The organism is Pseudomonas sp. IT-P2 (assembly GCF_949767575.1).
Taxonomy (GTDB): Bacteria; Pseudomonadota; Gammaproteobacteria; order Pseudomonadales; family Pseudomonadaceae; genus Aquipseudomonas; species Aquipseudomonas pharyngis.
In genome coordinates, this window is the sequence record NZ_CATKQA010000022.1 from 385,465 (window position 1) to 402,582 (window position 17,118).

Here is a 17,118-nt window from a genome sequence, read left to right on the forward strand (position 1 = left end):
GGATCAGAAAATCTGGGTAAACAGCCAATACAGGCTGCCCGACAACAGAATCGCCGCCGGCAACGTCAGTACCCACGCCATCAGCAGATTGCGGATGGTCTTCATCTGCAAACCGCCACCGTTGGCGACCATGGTCCCGGCCACACCGGACGAAAGCACATGAGTGGTCGACACCGGCAGACCGAACATGTCGGCAGCGCCGATGGTCAGCATCGCCACGGTTTCCGCCGAGGCGCCCTGGGCGTAGGTCAGATGGGTCTTGCCGATCTTCTCGCCGACCGTGACCACGATCCGCTTCCAGCCGACCATGGTGCCCAGCCCCAAGGCAATCGCCACGGCGATCTTCACCCACAGCGGAATGAACCGCGTGGCGTTGTCGATCTGCTGTTTGAACAGTTGCAGCTTGCCGCTGGTGTCGGCGTCGAAGCTGCCGACATTGTTCTTGCCCATCAGGCGAATGGTTTCGCTGGCCAGGTACATGTCGTTGCGCACGTTGCCCATGGCCTCGGCCGGGACTTTCGCCAGCGAGCCGTAGCCTTTGACTTCTTCACCGATGTGCCCGGTCAGGACGGCGAGGGCGGGGATCAGTTGCGGCGTGGCTTCCTTGCTTCGCACGTAGTCGGAGAGCACGGCGCGTGGATCGGCCGGTGCCGGCAGTGGCGCACTTTTCACCAGCGCTTGCTGGGTCACTTGAGCGACAGCGGCGAATTGCAGCGATTGTTCTTCCGGCATGGTGCGGTTCAGTGCATAAGCCATCGGCAGGGTGCCGACCAGAATCAGCATGATCAGGCCCATGCCTTTCTGGCCGTCGTTGGAGCCGTGAGCGAAGGACACGCCAGTGCAGGTCAGGATCAGCAGACCACGAATCCACCACGGCGGCGGGGTGTTGCCTTCCGGTGCCTTGTACAGCGAACGGTTCTTCACGAACGCGCGCAGCGCCAGCAGCAACAGCGCCGCGCAACCGAAACCCACCAGCGGCGACAGCAACAGTGCGTAACCGATCTTGGTCGCCTGGGCCCAGTCCACACCGCTGGTGCCGTCGCGACCATGCATCAACGCGTTGGCCACGCCGACGCCGATGATCGAACCGATCAGCGTGTGCGATGACGAGGCCGGCAGGCCCAGCCACCAGGTGCCGAGGTTCCACAGGATCGCCGCGATCAGCAGGGCGAAGATCATCGCGAAACCGGCGGACGAGCCGACTTGCAGAATTAACTCTACTGGCAGCAGCGCAATGATGCCGAACGCGACTGCACCGCTGGACAGCAGCACGCCGAGGAAGTTGAAGAATCCCGACCACACCACGGCCACATTCGGCGGCAGAGAGTGGGTGTAGATCACCGTGGCCACGGCGTTGGCGGTGTCGTGGAAGCCGTTGACGAACTCGAAGCCCAGTGCAATCAACAGCGCTACGCCGAGCAGCAGGAATGGGGTCCAGGTGGTGACCACCGTGCCGAGTTCGTGCATGTCGTGCATCAGGCTGTAGGCGGTGAACAGCATTCCCATGGCCAGCACGGCGAAGAACACCACGTAAGTGAAGGGGCCGGTTTTTTTGTCGAGCGCCGGTCTGCCACTGGCAGCGGAGGCCGGGCTGACGGTCAGGGAGGGAGTAGCCATGGGCGGACAATCCTGAGCGGGGGAAGGAGTGTTGCCCATGATCGTTGCTAAATATTACAGAGAGGCTGCGACAGATCAGTGTTTGGGTTTTTAGCTTCACCGCTGATCTGAAGGCGGTGATCGTTCCCACGCTCCGCGTGGGAATGCATAAGGTGACGCTCTGCGTCACAGGGACGCGGAGCGTCCCGGGCGGCATTCCCACGCGGACGGTTCGACGCCTCGACGTGGGAACGAGCGGCAGGGGCAGTCGGCTCTTAGTAATCCCGCCGCTTGCGAAACGCCCAGCGCCCGGCAATCACGGTGAACGTCGCCACCAGCGCCACCAGAATCCAGAACCCTTCCGGATCGGTGGCCAGCGGCACACCGCCGACGTTCATGCCGAAGAAACCGGCGATGATGTTGATCGGCAGCGCCAGCACCGTGACCACTGTCAGGGTGAACAGCGTGCGGTTGCTCTGTTCGTTGAGGTTGGCGGCGATCTCTTCCTGTAACAGCTTGATTCGCTCGCCCAGAGCCGTGAGGTCGTTGATGATCAGCGCGAACTCCTCGGTGGATTTGCGCAGCTCCTTCACGTCTTCCTTCTGCAACCAGGGCGGCGGTCGGTTGAGCAGGCGCAGCAGCGAACCCGGTTCCAGCGCCAGCAGCCGTTGCAGGCGCACCAGCACTCGCCGGTTGGCGCCGAGTTCGGCGCGGTTGGTCGACAGTCGCGAGGACAGCAATTCGTCTTCGACCTGATCGACACTCATGCTGGTCTTGCGCACGATCTGCGTCAGCACTTCGCCCTGGTCGCGCAGCAGGTGCACCAACAGTTCCGACGGCGAACGAAAGCACTCGCCGGCCTTCACCGAAGAACGCAGCTTGTCCACCGAGTGCAGCGGTTGCAGGCGCGCACTGACGATCAGTTTGCTGCGCACGCAGACCCAAAGCGTCGAAACGTCCGACGACACCATGCTGCTGAGGTTGAACACCACATCGTTGACCACCGCCAGCAACGCCGAATCGACATGCTCGATGCGGGTCGAACGTGAACCTTCGTGCAGCGCTTCGAAAAATTCTTCGGGCAATTGCAGATGGCTTTTCATCCAGCGCTCGCACGCGGCGTGGGCCAGGTTCAGGTGCAGCCAGAGAAACTCATCGCTCTCGCTATCGTCTTGCAGGCAGCGCAGGGCGGTGGCCGAATCCACCTCGCGCCCGCGTTCGCCGGGGCGAAACCGAAAGCCGTAAAGCAGGCCGAACAGGTCAGGGTCACGATGACTGATATCGAGGCTGTGGTTCATGAAGGCTCGCTGCGAGGAGGCGTCTGTCGCGGGATTTACAGATTCACCTGAGCCGCATCATCGCAATGTCACATGACGCTTGTGTGACAGCAAAATGACGTCAAATCAACGCGTTACCGGCCGTCGGAAATGACTCAAGAAGGCCTCTGGCACGCCGATCACGCATGAGTTAGGTTGCGCGCCTTCGGCCAAGAGCCAAGGTCCGCCGACACGGATGTCCGGCTAAAAAATCACGTCTTACCGGACGTGCCTCATCCCTGTCCCGAGTACCTGCAATGCTGCAAAAATCCCTGAGAGCGCAAATTCTCGCCCTGCTGAGCGGCAGCCTGCTGGCGATGCTGTTGATCGCGCTGGCCTGCTTTCACTTCCTGTCCAATGGCGTGCAGAGTTACAGCCAGTTGATCGCCGGCCCCTTGCACACTTCGCAACTGATCGACGAAGCCAACCTGCAATTCAAGGTGCAGGTCCAGGAGTGGAAAAACGTCCTGCTGCGCGGCAAGCAACCGGCGGATCTGGCCAAATACTGGGGCCAGTTCGAAGACCGTCAGCGCGATGTGCAGGGCATCCTCGGTGAGCTGGCCAACCAGAAAGGCCTCGAGCCTGCGCTGAAAACCCGCATCGAACGCCTGCGCGAAGAACATCGTCTGCTCGGCGCTGCGTACCAGAAGGGTCGTGATGCCTACGTCGCCGCCGGTGCCGATCCGACTGCTGGCGATGCCGCCGTCAAAGGCGTTGACCGTGCCGCCAGCGATCAGATGAGCGAACTGGTCGCTGAGTTGCGCAAGCAGGGCACCGAGCAATCGGCGCAGATCAGCGCCAGTGCTGATCGCACTGTGTGGCTGGGGCTGCTGGTGATGCTCGCGTCGGGTTTGCTGATTGGTTTGCTGAGCCTGTGGCTGGTCAACCGCAACCTGGTCGAGCCGATCCGCAAGCTCATCGACTACGTCACCCAGTTGAGCAGGGGCCGTCTGGTCGAGCGCGTGGTCAGTGACCGTCAGGACGAGCTGGGCAACCTGGCGGCAGCCGCCAACACCCTGCGCGATTTCCTCGCCGAAACCTTCAATCATCTGCAACGCAGCGCCAAGGATCTGGACAACGCCAGCGGCGAGTTGAATGCCATCGCCACGCTGATGGCCGGCGGCACCAACGAACAGTTCAACCGCACCGATCAGGTGGCCACCGCGATGAACGAAATGTCCGCCACTGCCCAGGAAGTCGCCCGTCATGCGGCCGACGCCGCTCGTGCTGCCGACGATGCCGACCAGTCCGCGCAACAGGGCGAGAAGGTCATGCAGAGCACCATCCACAGCATCACCCAGATGCGCGGCGAAATCGCCAACACCGCCACGGTCATCCGTCGTCTGGAAGCCGACAGCGGCCGCATCGGCAAGGTGCTGGAAGTGATTCGCGGGATCGCTGAGCAGACCAACCTGCTGGCGCTCAACGCTGCCATCGAAGCGGCCCGGGCCGGTGAAGCCGGGCGTGGTTTTGCGGTGGTCGCCGACGAGGTTCGCAACCTCGCGCAGCGTACGGCGGAGTCGATCATCGAGATCAACCAGATCATCCACAGCGTGCAGACCGGTGCGGTGGACGCGGCCCACGCCATCGACAGCGGCCAGACCCGCAGCGATGAAAGTGTCGAGCAAGTGACCCAGGCCGGCGCCATGCTCGAGCGCATCACTCACGCGGTGGAAGCGATTCGCGACATGAACCGTCAGATCGCCACGGCGGCTGAAGAGCAGACCTCGGTGGCCGAAGACATCTCGCGCAACCTGACCGAGATCACCTCGATTGCCAGCACCAACCTCGACAACGTGCAGCGCACCGAAAGCGCCAGCCAGAACCTGCACGGCCTGTCCGGCCAACTGAACGACGTCACCGCTCGCCTGAGCGTCTGACCGGCCAGGGACTGTGTACCGGTTCGGATACCGAGTCGGTACACAGTCGATCTCAATTCGTGCAGACCGCCGCCGATGCCCGGTTATCTATCACCGGCATTGGAGATTCCCCATGGTCAGCATCACGTCTGTTTCGATCAATCAGACCGTCACCACGCCCACCAGCAAAACCTCGATTGCCGACACCGGTGACGACACCTCGACCACCGCGGCGGCCAGCACCGGCGTGAAAGCCGACACCAGCAAAGTCGCGGCGGGCGGTGGTGCGGCGCCGGCGGGCGACAGCAGTTCCAGCAGCGATGAATCGGATACGGTGAAGGAACTGCGCAAGCAGATCGCCGAGTTGCAGAAGCAGTTGCAGGAAGAGCAGCAGGCGTTGCAAGCGGCTCAGGCCAAGCAGGAAAGTGAGGACGCCAAGGCTGCGGATGTCGCGGCGGCGCAATCGCAGATCGCGACGACGTCGGCTTCGTTGCAGACGGCGACGGCGGCGTTGTTGGCGGCTTTGCAGGATTCGGACAGCGGTACTTCCGGTTCGTTGGTCAGTACGACCGCGTGAAGCCTTTTCCCCTCATCGGAACGCCGCCCGCCTAGCCCTCTCCCAAAGGGAGAGGGGACTGACGGAGTTGAATGTTCGAGTTACACCGACCTGACAGTTCTGAGTCGAACTCAGGTTTGAACAGCATGAAGATCGGCTCCCTTTCCCCCTCGCCCCCTTGGGGGCGGTCCGACGTTTCGGGAGGGCTGGGGTGAGGGGATGGTTCTCACAGGCGAAACCGGAGTTTCGTCAAACGCCAGACACAAAAAAGCCGCACAACCCAAAAGTCGTGCGGCTTTGTCTTATCAGCCAATCAAGTGTCTTGCTTGTTGCTCAGCACCTTGCCGGTGGTCGCATCGAAGTCCACATCGAACTCCTTGCCATCAGCAGCACGCAGTTCAACTTCATACTCATAACCATTGAAGTGGTTATCCAGATCCGTGTCGGTAATGGTCGCACCCGGATGCAGTTTCAGCGCTTCTGCGTTCATCGACTCCAGCGACTTGATCTTGCCTTCCTTGACCAGTTGCGGGATCTGGTCAACGCGAACGTCAGCCTGGGCCAGGCCAGCGGTGAGGGTCAGGGCGGCAGCGGTAAACAGGGCAGTCAGGGTTTTCATCGGTTATTCCTTTGGGTGATTCGTTTAAGTGAGTTCAGGTTAATCACCGCAACTTAATTCACCCTTAAAACGCAGCGAGCAGGCCGGACTCCCCGAGGGAGCGAGCCTGCTCGCAACACTGACTGACGCGCGGATTTACAGATCAGAAACCGTTGTTCTTCAACACCTGATCCACACTGGCGGCGGCCGGGCGTTTGAAGAATTTCAGCAGTTCGCTGGCGCGGTTGGTGAAAATGCCGTCGACGCCGGCGGCCATGACTTTTTCGAAGTCCACCGGCTCATCCACGGTGTAGACGTGCACCAGCAGGCCCTGATCGTGGGTGTATTTGTTCATCCATGGCTGCACCAGATCCGAATAGCTCTGATCGCCGCCGTGGGTCAGCTTCGCCGAAGGGCCGGTGCCGATTGCACCCTGAGCCTTGGCGTAGTCGATCCATTGCTTGAATTCGGCTTCGGATTTCGGCTCCTGCTTGCCGTAGAACGCGTTCTTGTCCTTCTCGCCGGATTCGGCAAAGGTCACTTTGGATTTCGGCTCGATGCTGCCTTCGCCGACCCACAGCAACAGGATTTTCGGCACCTGCGGCATTTCCTTCTGCAGCATTTCCAGGCTGCTCTTCTCGAACGTTTGCAGGATCACCTTGCCGTTGCTCTCGCCGACGCTGGCGACGTTTTTAGCCTGTTTGGCGCCGGCCGGTATCAGCCAGCCGCGGGCCTGGAGTTTTTCCTTCAGGTCATGTTCGATCCCCGGGAACAGCTTCGGCTCCTTGGTTTCGATGTACAGACCCGGCTTGTGCTTCGGGTTGGCCTGGGCGATGTCGATGATTTCATCGAGGGTCAGAATCTTCAGGCCGACGTAGGACGGGCGGGCGCGATCCGGGTACTTGGCGTTGTACCAACTGCCGGCGTCGAGGGTTTTCAGTTCGGCCATGGTGAAGGCATTGGCCGGGCTGTCCTTGCGCTCCGGGAACTTGGTCGCGACGTCGGTGGTGCGCTGCAGGTTGTCGTCGTGCAGGGCGAACAGCACGCCGTCCTTGCTGCGCTGCAAGTCCATTTCCAGGTAATCGGCGCCCAGGTCGCGGGCCAGTTTGTAGGACGCAGCGGTGGATTCCGGGGCATCGAAGGACGCGCCACGGTGGGCGATCACCGCCGGGTGCGGAATGCCCTCGGAGGCAGCGAGCGCAACCGGGGTTGGCTGGCCGGCGGCGTGGGCCTGACCGAGGCCGAGCATCAGGCTCAGCAGCAGTGCGCTTTTGGTGAACGTGGCGGGCATGTCGAGGTCCTTTCGCAGGTATTTTCGAAGATGTACCTTTTAGCAACTCAAACGAAAACGTGCTATCGCGAGACCGACATAAACGTACTGAAAGCGAAAATTTGCGCACTTTTGTGCGTTCGTTTGCAGTACGCTTGGCCACGGCAACCGCCCCGGCAGAGGGCGCGCCACCCATTGCCCTGCGTGTAGACCATCGATTCTTTTCGTGAGGTTTACCATGCGCATCACATCGCAACTCATCTGCCAGGCCGCCGACGACCTCAAAGGCTTCGTCGGCCTCAACCGCAAGACCGGCCAGTACATCGTGCGCTTCAGTGAGGACTCGTTCGGCATGGACGTGGCCGATGACGGCATCATTCCGTGCAGCGAATTCGTCTGGGCACCCACCACCGAACAGACCATGACCCTCAAGCGCGAACTGATCCAGTTGCTGCTGGATCAGAACATCGATGACCGGATCAACATCACTGAGCCGTTGCGCGTTTATATGAGTAAACGCGAAGTGCCGGAGATTGAGGCGGTGCGTAGTCTGGTGAAGGGCTGAGATGCTTCGGTGAATCATTTGCCGCCATCGCCAGCCTGCTGACGATGGCGCAATATTCATTTCCCGAACCGATACTCCCGCTCCACCCGACACACCCGCGTATGAAACGCCGAATACCACTCCGCCCGCCCACGTGCCTGAATCACCCGGTGCTCCGGATGCTCACGCCAGGCCAGAATCGCTGCTTCGCTCTCCCAGTACGAAACCGTAATCCCCACCCCGTCTGCCCCCCGAATCGAATCGATGCCGAGAAAACCCGGTTGCTCCGCCACCAGTTGCATCATGCGCTCGGAGGCCTCGGCATAGCCGTTGTCGCCCTCGGTGCGGGTCGAAGTGAAGATCACGGCGAAACACGCAGTGTCCGGTTTCATCGACAGTGCTCCGAGCAGGCTTCGACAAACGCCCGCACCAGCGGTGGCAAGTTCGCCTTGAGCGCCGCACGTTCCGGCTGGAACAGCGTGGCGACAAAGAACACATGGTTTTTCAGTTCGATGGCGCGCAGATCGCCTGCCGAATCGTGACCCACGGCGTGTAGTTCATGGGTCAGCAACTCCCGTTCGAACTGCGGATTCACACCGTAGCGGCAGCGATAACCTTCGCGAATTACCGACGTTTCGTACGCCCTAGCGATCAACGAACCGGGCACCAGATGAATGCTGTCCACTGCTTCCACCAGCGAGCAGGTCAGCGGTGTGAGCACTGCGCGGCTCGAGTCAGGCGAAGTTTCGCCATGCTCGGCGTCGGCCCAGCCCAGCACGTTGCGGGAAAACTCCAGCACCGCATGCTGAAAACCGCCGCAGGTGCCGAGGAAAGGGCGGTGCTGCTCGCGGGCAAAGCGGATGGCCCGCAGGGCGCCGTCTTCACTTTTATAGGGACTGGCCGGCACACACCAGAAGCCGTCGAAATGTTCCAGCGGTGTCTCCGGCAGGATTCGGTCGGTGGCCAACCATTGGAAATCGACCGGACGGCGAAGGTGTTCCGCCGCCAGTCCAAGGGCGACCGGGATGGCCTGGTGGGCAATGACTTGCGGATCGTAATCACCAATCAGGGCGATGCGCAGGGCTCTGGATTCCATGAGGACTCGCTGTGCTTGTTGAGGGATGACGCTCACTATAGATTGGCGTTCATGCACTCTAAATTGGCGTTTGCCCAAGTGATCAATGCAGCCGCGCAATACCAACTGGATTTCCCGGATCTGGCCCTGATTCTCGCCTTAGTGCGCGGCGGCTCTCTGGCCCGGGCCGCGCAGTTGTTGAAGGTCGATGTGTCGACGGTGTTTCGCGCCGTGCGCCGACTGGAAGCATCACTCGGCCAGCAACTGTTCGAAAAAAGCCGCGCCGGTTACCTGCCCACCAGCCTCGCGCAGACCCTGGCCGAGCAGGCCGAACGCGCCGAGCAAGCTTTGGAAGCGGCGCGAATCGGCGTGGAGCAGGGCGGTGAAGTGGTCAGCGGCACGGTGCGCCTGACCTGTACTGATTCGGTGTTGCAAGGTCTGCTGCTGCCGGCGCTGGCGCAGTTCATGCCGAACTATCCGGCGCTCACCATCGAGCTGAGCACCTCCAACGATTTCGCCAACCTCAGCCGCCGCGATGCCGACATCGCCCTGCGCCTGACGCGTACACCGCCGGAGCATCTGGTCGGACGAGAGCTGGCGAAGATTTCCTACCGTGTCTGCGCCAGCGAGCGTTATCTACACAATGTTGAAGCGACCGATCTGGCGGCACTGACCTGGATCGCCCCGGACGACTTTCTGCCCGATCACCCGACCGTCGCCTGGCGCCGCCAGCAATTGCCCGGTGTGACGCCGAGCTATCGCTGCAACAGCATGCTGTCGGTGACGGAGTTGGTCTGCGCGGGACTGGGCGTGGCGGCGTTGCCGGACTTTCTCATCAACGAAGGGCTGCAAGCCCTGAGCGAACCCTTGCACGGTTACGACACCGCGCTGTGGCTGCTGACCCGCCCGGACTGCCGCGCGTTGCGCTCGGTGGTCACGCTGTTCGACGAACTGGGGCGGGCGCTGCGTTTGCCGTGATCGCGTTTAACCCGGCGCCCGGTCATTGGCGAACATGCTCACGGCTTCCACCGCTTCGCTGGCGCCGTCACGAATCTGCAAAATCACCGTACCGGCCTGATCCGCCAGTTCGACACCTTGCGCTGCTCGCCCTCGGGTTCCATCCATGCTTTTGATCGCCTGACGGGTTTCGGTCTGGATCAGGCCGATCATGTTGGAAATTTCCGCTGTCGAGCCGCTGGTGCGCGCCGCCAGTTGCCGCACTTCATCGGCCACCACGGCAAAGCCGCGACCCTGCTCGCCGGCACGGGCGGCTTCGATGGCGGCGTTCAGGGCCAGCAGATTGGTCTGATCGGCAATCGCGCGGATGGTGTTGACGATGGCGGTGATTTGCTCCGAGCGTTCGCCGAGCTGCGCGATCAAGGTTGAAGACTCGGCGATGTCGTCGGCAATTTCGCGCATTTCACTGGCCGCTTGCTGAATCACTTGCGTACCTTGCTCGGCGACTTTTCGGGTGGCCACCGAGATGTGATAGGCGGCGCTGGCACTGCGCGCATCCTGCTCGTGCTGCTCGACCCGAGCGGTCACGTCCGACGCGAACTTCACCACTTTGCACAAGCGGCCGGCAGCGTCGTAGACCGGGTTGTAGTTGGCTTCAAGCCACACGGTCTGCCCGCGTTTGTCGACGCGTTCGAACTGGCCCTGAAACAGTTCGCCCTGATTCAATCGGCGCCAGAAATCCTGGTAGGCGCTGCTGTTGACCAGTTGCGCGGGGCAGAACAAACGGTGATGTTTGCCTTTGAGTTCGGCGAGGGTGTAGCCCATGCGCGTCAGAAAATTCTGATTGGCGGTGAGGATATTGCCGTCGAGATCGAATTCGATCACCGCCATGGCGCGGTCGATCGCCTGCAATTTCGCATTGGCTTCGCTTTCCTGCTGCACTTTGGCGGTGACATCCATGGCGTACTTGACCACTTTCACCACGCGACCCGAGTCATCCTTGATCGGGTTATAGCTGGCTTCGAGCCAGATTGGTCGGCCCTGGCTGTCAATACGTTCAAAGGTGCCGGACTGGAACTGGCCGCTTTTCAATCGCGACCACAACTCGGTGTACTGATTGCCACGGGCAAACTCTGGAGAACAGAAATGGCGATGGGGCTGGCCGACTACCTGTTCACGGGTGTAACCCATGGTTTTCAGGAAGTTGTCGTTGGCGCGCAGAACGACACCGTCGACATCGAATTCGATCACTGCCATGGAGCGGTTGATCGCCTCCAGCAGGCCGGCTTGTTGGTTGATGGTGTTTTGGAGATCGACGAGGGCAGTCTTGTGGCGGTTGAAAATCATGTTCATGGCACTCTGGAAATAGGACTGAAGGTGGGGTCCCTGTTTCCGCGTCAGCCAGCCAGATATATCGATGGCTGGAAGCAGTGTGCCAGCATCCCGGCTGGCGGATTAACTTATACAAAACTTTATAAACTTGTACAAGAAATCGATTTTTCTCAATTTTGTACAAGTTTTTTCAGGCGGGTGATCGGCTCAACGCTACGCTGATTGTGTTACGTCCCGTGTGCTTGGCCGTGTACAGCGCCTTGTCGGAATCTTCGAACCACTCAAGGGCATCGGCGTACGAGGTTTGATAGCGAGCAAGCCCGATACTCAGGCTGACTCGCAGCTCGGGGACGTCGGGATGGCGGTATTGATCCATTCCCTGACGCAGGTGCTTCATCAGCGCTTCGGCCTTGCTCAGGGGCAGGTTGGGCAGGATCACGCAGAATTCGTCGCCGCCGTAGCGTCCGGCCAGCTCGCTTCCGTCGAGCACGAACTTCAGCTCGTGACTCAATTGCCGCAGCACCGCATCGCCGACGATGTGTCCGTAACTGTCGTTGATCGACTTGAAATGATCGATGTCGATCAGCGCCAGAATCGCTTGGGAATTGTGCTGGCGGCACTGCTGGAACTTGAGATGCAGCAGGTCTTTCCAGGCGCCGTGGTTGAGCAGGCCGGTCAGGCTGTCGGTGCGGCTCAGGGCGCTCAGAGTGCGTTTGTGTTCGGCGAGTTTGATCGCCAACCGGTAGCAAACCATTCCCAAAGCCAGCGGATAAAGCGTCAGCATCGGCAGGCAGGCCCAGACTTGAGTCTGCGTGGCCGTCAGAGTGAACTTGACCCCGAACATTGACCAGCCCAGCAGCACGCCGATCACCTGGGCGAGCGCGCCGAGCCAGAACAGGCGCACGCCACCGGCGGCCACGTTGTTCATGGTCATCATCGACAGAATGGTCACGGTGGTCAGTGGGTTGAACTGGAAACAGGCGGTCCAGAAACCGCCGAACACCGAGTCATAGAGCAGGTTGCGGCGTTCGGCGCGATAGGGAAAGGCCGAGCGGGTCGACCATTGATAGGCCACATGCGGCCAGAGAAAGCCGTTAAACAGCAACAAGGTCCAGAGCCAGGACGGCATGTTCAATGGATACACCGCGGCGCCCACGCTGAAGAAGCCGATGCCCAGCCCGATGGCTCGCGGCAGGTAAATGCGTCTGGCGAATGACAAGCCTTTGCCGCGTTGGTTTTCCATGGTGTTCTGCGCCAGATTCATTCTGAAACACTTTGCAGTGTAATTCTTCAGCGTGACCGTTCATCGGCCAATGGCAGGCATTGTCATTTATTCCAGCGGGAAAATTCAGTGTCCTTGTGAGCCATTTACTGTGGCGCAGGCCTGATCTAGAGCTGATAGCAGGCCAGGAACATGTCGATTGCAGAATCGACCACGGCATTTTGCATCGTGCTCTCGAGCGAGGGCTGGCCCAGGGAGATCTGCGGCCAGAAGGCAAAGGTTTTCAGCAGCCCCTGCACTTGATGGGCGGCGAACTCTGGATCGACCGGTTTCAATCGACCATCCGCCTGGGCAGCACGAATCCACACGGTCACGCTTTCCTCACGTTCGCCCATGCGCGCCACCATGTTCTGCGCGCGTTCCGGCGAGTGGATCGCAGCCGCGATGGCGACACGGGCCAGATTCATGAAGTTGTCGTCCGCCATCATTTGCAACTTGGCCAACAGCATCGTTCGCAACTGATCCCGCAAGGGCTGATCGGCCTGATACGACACGGCCTGCTCGGTGCTGATCCGTGCCCACAACTGGTTGAGAATTTCGGCGAAAAGCTCTTCCTTGCTGGGGAAATGGTTGTACACCGTACGCTTTGATACCCCGGCCGTGGCCGCGATCTTGTCCATGCTGGTGACCTCAAACCCGTTGGTACGGAATTCGGCGATCGCGGCCTGGATGATGGCTTCTCGTTTACGGTCGGTGAGGCGCGTTGGAGCTGTCATAAATTGGATTCGGCAGGAAAAAGGAGAGAATTACACTCGGCAGTTTACTTGGCATCCGGTTTGATGCAACCTAGAAACTACACCGATCAGTGTAATGTTGCCTTAATCGGTGCACCCTAAAACCAGATGTCCGGCTGATGCGTGCGTGCCTTGGCCATTTATCGTCCCACCGTGGAAAGCCGTGAATTGCGCGGTGTTTCCGGAGTCATTCAGTCATGGCCAAATCCATTGCTTCTGCGGGCAGTCAATCACCTGAACCTTCGCGTCAGGCCGATGGTGTGTTCCGCAACCACGCGCCGGTGCAGCGTGAAGGCTTGCGCAAAATGCTGCGGATCATGTGGAACATGATCTTCCACAAACCACGTAACACTCGGCCGGCGGCAGCCATCCCGGTGCAGCCACTAACCCGCGCCGACCTGATCGCCGCTCCCAACCAGAGTGTCTACCGCCTCGGCCACTCGACCTTGCTGTTGAAGCTGCAAGACAAGTTCTGGATCACCGACCCGGTGTTTGCCGAGCGCGCTTCGCCTGTGCAATGGGCCGGGCCGAAACGTTTTCACCAGCCACCAATCAGCATCGATGAATTGCCGCCGATCGAAGCGGTGATCCTGTCGCACAACCACTACGACCACCTGGACTACGAAGCGGTGTTGAAACTGGCCGACAAGGTCAACGTGTTCCTGACCCCGCTAGGCGTCGGCGACACGCTGGTCAAATGGGGCATCGATGCCAGCAAGATCCGCCAGTTCGACTGGTGGCAGGGCACCGAAGTCGCCGGCATCCGCTTCATCGCCACCCCGTCGCAGCACTTCTCCGGTCGTGGCCTGTTCGATGGCAACCAGACCCTGTGGGCTTCGTGGGTGATCATCGATGGCGACACGCGGATTTTCTTCAGTGGTGACAGCGGTTATTTCGACGGCTTTAAACGCATTGGGGAACAGTACGGCCCGTTCGACCTGACCCTGATGGAAACCGGCGCCTACAACGTCGAATGGCCCCACGTGCACATGCAGCCGGAAGAGACCCTGCAGGCCCACATCGACCTCAAGGGCCGCTGGCTGTTCCCGATCCACAACGGCACGTTCGACCTGGCGATGCATGCCTGGCATGAGCCGTTCGACCGCATTCTTGCGCTGGCCTGGGAACGCAGTGTTTCCATTACCACGCCGCAAATGGGCGAGGCGTTTAACCTGATGCAACCGCAACGTGGGGACGCGTGGTGGTTGGAAATGGAACAAGAGGTGTCAGAAAAGGGGCGCGTTGCTTGTAGCGGCTACAAGGCTGGGTGAGTTTTCCTACCAGCACTGGTTCTTGTTGCTGACAGCCGTTTCCTGCGGCTTCGGTAGGCTTGGTCGCGAGTGAAATGACTCACTCGTGATTGGCTTAAACAAGGATTAGAAAAATGAAATTCCGCTTTAAACGCAGCATGAATACGCTGGCGCGAACCATCCTGCTTTCGCTGACCAGCAGCGTCGCCCTCGCAGCGCCTTCCAGTGCAGCACTTGAATACGCAAGCGCCAGCGAGCTGAGTGCAATGATGGTCAACAACGAATTGACCTCGGTCGCATTGGTTCAACACCTCATCACACGCATTGCGGATCTGGACAAGCAAGGCCCGTCCCTCAATGCCGTTATCGAAATGAATTCCCAGGCTCTCGACATCGCAGCCGCGATGGACGATGAGCGTGCGCAAGGCAAGAGTCGTGGCCCGTTGCACGGTATCCCGGTGCTGTTGAAGGACAACTTCGATACCGCTGACGGCATGCAAACCAGTGCCGGCTCGTTGGCCATGGTCGGACAACCGGCGGCTCAGGATGCTTTCACGGTTAAACAACTGCGCGATGCCGGCGCCATCCTGCTGGGCAAGGCCAATATGAGCGAGTGGTCGGGCATGCGTGATATGTCTTTGCCCCTGGGGTGGAGCGGGCGTGGCGGTCAGGGGAAAAATCCTCATGTGCTGAGTGAAAGCACCTGTGGTTCCAGTTCCGGACCGGCGGCTGCGGTAGCCGCCGGTTTCACACCACTGGCGTTGGGGACTGAAACCAATGGTTCGATCAGTTGCCCGGCGTCGGCCAACGGTGTGGTTGGCGTCAAACCGACGCTGGGTTTGTTCAGTCGCTCCGGCATCGTGCCGATCACCCGCCTGCAGGACACGCCGGGCACGCTGACCCGTACCGTGCGCGATGCCGCGCTGCTGTTCAACGTCATGCAAGGCATTGACGTTTCGGACAGCGCCACTGCCGACGCGCCCACTGGCGTCGACTACACCGCACTGCTTTCCAGGAACGCCTTGCGAGGTAAACGGATCGGTTATCCGATCGCGTACACAGGGTCCCACGATACGAAGCTGAGCCCGAGTCTGGAGATGCTGGTGGCTATGGCAACTCTGGAGGAGCAGGGCGCCACGCTGGTCCCGCTGACTGTGCGTCTTCCGGATATCGATGACTACATCGATGGCCTGATGGGCGGGATGAAGCATGAACTGCCCGAATATCTCGCCAGCCGCCAGGGGATGCCGATCAATTCATTGCAGGCATTGATCGATTTCAACCAGGCCAACCCCGGTGAGGAGCAACACGGCCAGCAGATGCTGGAGGCCATCAACGCGTCGGCGCTTTCCCACCAGGAGGCGAGCGTACTGATTACCACCATCAGCCAGAACTTCAAAGACGCTATCGATGAGCAGGTGCGTGAGCACAAACTGGATGCCCTGTTCGCCGAATCGGACGGCTTTTCCCAGTTCTCCGCTGCGACCGCAGGCTACCCGGCAATCACCTTGCCCTCGGGCATGAGCGATGACGACACGCCGACCTCCGTGTTCTTTTACGGCCAGCCGTGGAGCGAGCCACAGTTGTTTGCCATGGCATACAGCTACGAACAGGCTTCGATGGAACTGCGGTATCCGCGGTTCAAGGAGTAAACACCTTGTTGGCAGTGCGTTGTCTTCGACTATTTGGAGCACTGCCGTATCAAGCGAACACCACCTCAATTCGGCCCTCTTTGCGAGAGCGGGGGGCCGGTTTGACCACAATCTGCACATCTCGGCCGAGGTGGGAAAGGCATTCCATCATCTTGGCCTCACTGATGCCGCGGAATTTTCCTCTCAGCATTTCGGATAGCTTGGGTTGTGATAACCCCAAGATTTCAGAAGCTTGAGATTGAGTGAGATGACGCGCTTTGATGATTTCACCGATCTTTGCGGCGAGTTGAGACTTGACCTGCATTTCACTGGCGTCGGGCAAGCCGAGGTCTTGATAGACGTTGCCGCTGCCTTCTTCGATTTCAATCATTTCTAAGTTCCTTTCGCGTGGTCCTGAGCGGCTTGAAGTCTCTTTCGGATCAGATCGACATCGCACTGCGCGGTTTTTATACCGGTGGTCGACTTTTTCTGAAAACAATGCAGGACGTAAATTGCATTGCCAAAACGGACCGTGTAAACGGCGCGGTAGGTATTCGTATCAAAGTCCTCAATCAACTCGAGGACACCCGCGCCTCCAAACCCCTTCAGAGGTTTTGCATCTGGATGTCTGAGACCGCTTTGGGCCAAATCCAGTGCGTAACCAAAAACATCCTGTACATCAGTGGGCATCTGCTTGAGATCTTTCTTGCTACTGCTAACCCACAGGAGTGGCTTCCTTGTACTCATGCGAAAAATATACCTATATTGGGATAATCTCAATCAATTGGTTCAGTCAGCCATCGCATAATCTCCATGACTCGCTGATTCCGGCATCGCACTTCTGACATTTCCCCCACGCCCCGGCGCAAACCCCGGAAAGAACACCAACCCCTGCGCCTCAAACCGATAGGTCAACGCCAGCCGCACCTCATCCGCCACGTCCTGCTGCGCTTCGAACCGCTGAATGTCGTCTGTTGAAACCTTGGCCTCCCGCGACAACTGTTCAATGCTCCAGCCCAACATCCCTCGGGCCTGGGCGCAATGGGTCGGGGTGAACTGGAAAAGGGCGATACGTTCGAGGATGAGGTTCATCGCTGAAGAGGCCATGGTGTGCTCCG

At 59.8% G+C, this 17,118-nt stretch carries 18 protein-coding genes and 1 pseudogene; 6 read left to right on the forward strand and 13 right to left on the reverse strand.

Translation table 11 applies throughout. The features are described 5' to 3' along the window. Positions 1-3: 3 nt before the first annotated feature. Complete coding sequence (locus ACM6JM_RS14390; protein WP_414882103.1) at positions 4-1,617, reverse strand: inorganic phosphate transporter; 1,614 nt, start codon at positions 1,615-1,617, stop codon at positions 4-6. 254 nt (positions 1,618-1,871) lie between these two features. Further along, positions 1,872-2,894 (reverse strand): transporter, encoded by a 1,023-nt coding sequence (locus ACM6JM_RS14395; RefSeq protein ID WP_414882104.1) that lies wholly within the window; start codon positions 2,892-2,894, stop codon positions 1,872-1,874. Between the two features lie 1,289 nt (positions 2,895-4,183). Between ACM6JM_RS14395 and ACM6JM_RS14400 the strand changes: the two genes are divergently transcribed. Both ACM6JM_RS14400 and ACM6JM_RS14405 read left to right on the forward strand, forming a co-directional pair. Beyond that, positions 4,184-4,792: a methyl-accepting chemotaxis protein gene (locus ACM6JM_RS14400; protein WP_371857930.1), complete on the forward strand. Its 609-nt coding sequence runs from the start codon at positions 4,184-4,186 to the stop codon at positions 4,790-4,792. Positions 4,793-4,904: 112 nt separating this feature from the next. Next, a complete protein-coding gene (locus ACM6JM_RS14405) occupies positions 4,905-5,348 on the forward strand; it encodes a hypothetical protein (protein ID WP_039766178.1) in 444 nt (147 codons plus the stop codon). A gap of 292 nt (positions 5,349-5,640) precedes the next feature. On the opposite strand, the gene ACM6JM_RS14410 is transcribed toward ACM6JM_RS14405, so the two are convergent. Continuing rightward, the gene (locus ACM6JM_RS14410; protein ID WP_103386044.1) at positions 5,641-5,946 is read right to left on the reverse strand and encodes a PepSY domain-containing protein; all 306 of its coding nucleotides are present in this window, start codon (positions 5,944-5,946) and stop codon (positions 5,641-5,643) included. Between the two features lie 142 nt (positions 5,947-6,088). Next, positions 6,089-7,216 (reverse strand): glycerophosphodiester phosphodiesterase, encoded by a 1,128-nt coding sequence (locus ACM6JM_RS14415; RefSeq protein WP_414882105.1) that lies wholly within the window; start codon positions 7,214-7,216, stop codon positions 6,089-6,091. Between the two features lie 217 nt (positions 7,217-7,433). Between ACM6JM_RS14415 and ACM6JM_RS14420 the strand changes: the two genes are divergently transcribed. Beyond that, positions 7,434-7,760: a DUF2025 family protein gene (locus ACM6JM_RS14420; protein WP_039773311.1), complete on the forward strand. Its 327-nt coding sequence runs from the start codon at positions 7,434-7,436 to the stop codon at positions 7,758-7,760. Positions 7,761-7,816: 56 nt separating this feature from the next. On the opposite strand, the gene ACM6JM_RS14425 is transcribed toward ACM6JM_RS14420, so the two are convergent. Beyond that, positions 7,817-8,131, reverse strand: coding sequence for an antibiotic biosynthesis monooxygenase family protein (locus ACM6JM_RS14425; RefSeq protein WP_414882106.1), 315 nt, complete (start codon positions 8,129-8,131; stop codon positions 7,817-7,819). Then, positions 8,128-8,835 carry a CTP synthase gene (locus tag ACM6JM_RS14430; RefSeq protein WP_414882107.1) on the reverse strand — a complete coding sequence of 236 codons (708 nt, stop codon included), beginning with the start codon at positions 8,833-8,835 and terminating at the stop codon, positions 8,128-8,130. Before ACM6JM_RS14430 ends, ACM6JM_RS14425 begins: the two co-directional genes overlap by 4 nt. Positions 8,836-8,886: 51 nt before the next feature. Between ACM6JM_RS14430 and ACM6JM_RS14435 the strand changes: the two genes are divergently transcribed. After that, positions 8,887-9,792 carry a LysR family transcriptional regulator gene (locus ACM6JM_RS14435; protein ID WP_414882108.1) on the forward strand — a complete coding sequence of 302 codons (906 nt, stop codon included), beginning with the start codon at positions 8,887-8,889 and terminating at the stop codon, positions 9,790-9,792. Between the two features lie 6 nt (positions 9,793-9,798). Here the strand turns inward: ACM6JM_RS14435 and ACM6JM_RS14440 are convergent, their stop codons facing one another. From ACM6JM_RS14440 to ACM6JM_RS14455, 4 genes and pseudogenes are all read right to left on the reverse strand, one after another. Then, positions 9,799-10,359 (reverse strand): methyl-accepting chemotaxis protein, encoded by a 561-nt coding sequence (locus tag ACM6JM_RS14440; protein WP_371857932.1) that lies wholly within the window; start codon positions 10,357-10,359, stop codon positions 9,799-9,801. Then, positions 10,345-11,124, reverse strand: a pseudogene (locus ACM6JM_RS14445) (PAS domain-containing protein); the annotation flags it as partial. The pseudogene ACM6JM_RS14445 and the gene ACM6JM_RS14440, both read right to left, overlap by 15 nt. Before the next feature lie 169 nt (positions 11,125-11,293). Further along, positions 11,294-12,346, reverse strand: a complete 1,053-nt coding sequence (locus ACM6JM_RS14450; protein WP_134334343.1) for a diguanylate cyclase — start codon at positions 12,344-12,346, stop codon at positions 11,294-11,296. A 146-nt stretch (positions 12,347-12,492) separates the two neighbouring features. Further along, positions 12,493-13,101: a TetR/AcrR family transcriptional regulator gene (locus ACM6JM_RS14455; protein ID WP_074688239.1), complete on the reverse strand. Its 609-nt coding sequence runs from the start codon at positions 13,099-13,101 to the stop codon at positions 12,493-12,495. Positions 13,102-13,316: 215 nt separating this feature from the next. On the opposite strand from ACM6JM_RS14455, the gene ACM6JM_RS14460 reads away from it, so the two are divergent. Continuing rightward, a complete protein-coding gene (locus ACM6JM_RS14460; RefSeq protein WP_414882109.1) occupies positions 13,317-14,390 on the forward strand; it encodes an MBL fold metallo-hydrolase in 1,074 nt (357 codons plus the stop codon). Positions 14,391-14,503: 113 nt separating this feature from the next. Next, the gene (locus ACM6JM_RS14465; protein ID WP_414882110.1) at positions 14,504-16,021 is read left to right on the forward strand and encodes an amidase family protein; all 1,518 of its coding nucleotides are present in this window, start codon (positions 14,504-14,506) and stop codon (positions 16,019-16,021) included. Between the two features lie 49 nt (positions 16,022-16,070). On the opposite strand, the gene ACM6JM_RS14470 is transcribed toward ACM6JM_RS14465, so the two are convergent. From ACM6JM_RS14470 to ACM6JM_RS14480, 3 genes are read right to left on the reverse strand one after another with little or no spacing between them, the layout of a single operon-like run. Further along, a complete protein-coding gene (locus ACM6JM_RS14470) occupies positions 16,071-16,391 on the reverse strand; it encodes a helix-turn-helix domain-containing protein (protein WP_039773303.1) in 321 nt (106 codons plus the stop codon). Positions 16,392-16,393: 2 nt separating this feature from the next. Then, positions 16,394-16,747: a type II toxin-antitoxin system RelE/ParE family toxin gene (locus ACM6JM_RS14475; RefSeq protein WP_103386049.1), complete on the reverse strand. Its 354-nt coding sequence runs from the start codon at positions 16,745-16,747 to the stop codon at positions 16,394-16,396. A gap of 42 nt (positions 16,748-16,789) precedes the next feature. After that, positions 16,790-17,107, reverse strand: a complete 318-nt coding sequence (locus ACM6JM_RS14480) for a hypothetical protein (RefSeq protein ID WP_103386050.1) — start codon at positions 17,105-17,107, stop codon at positions 16,790-16,792. Positions 17,108-17,118: the final 11 nt, after the last annotated feature.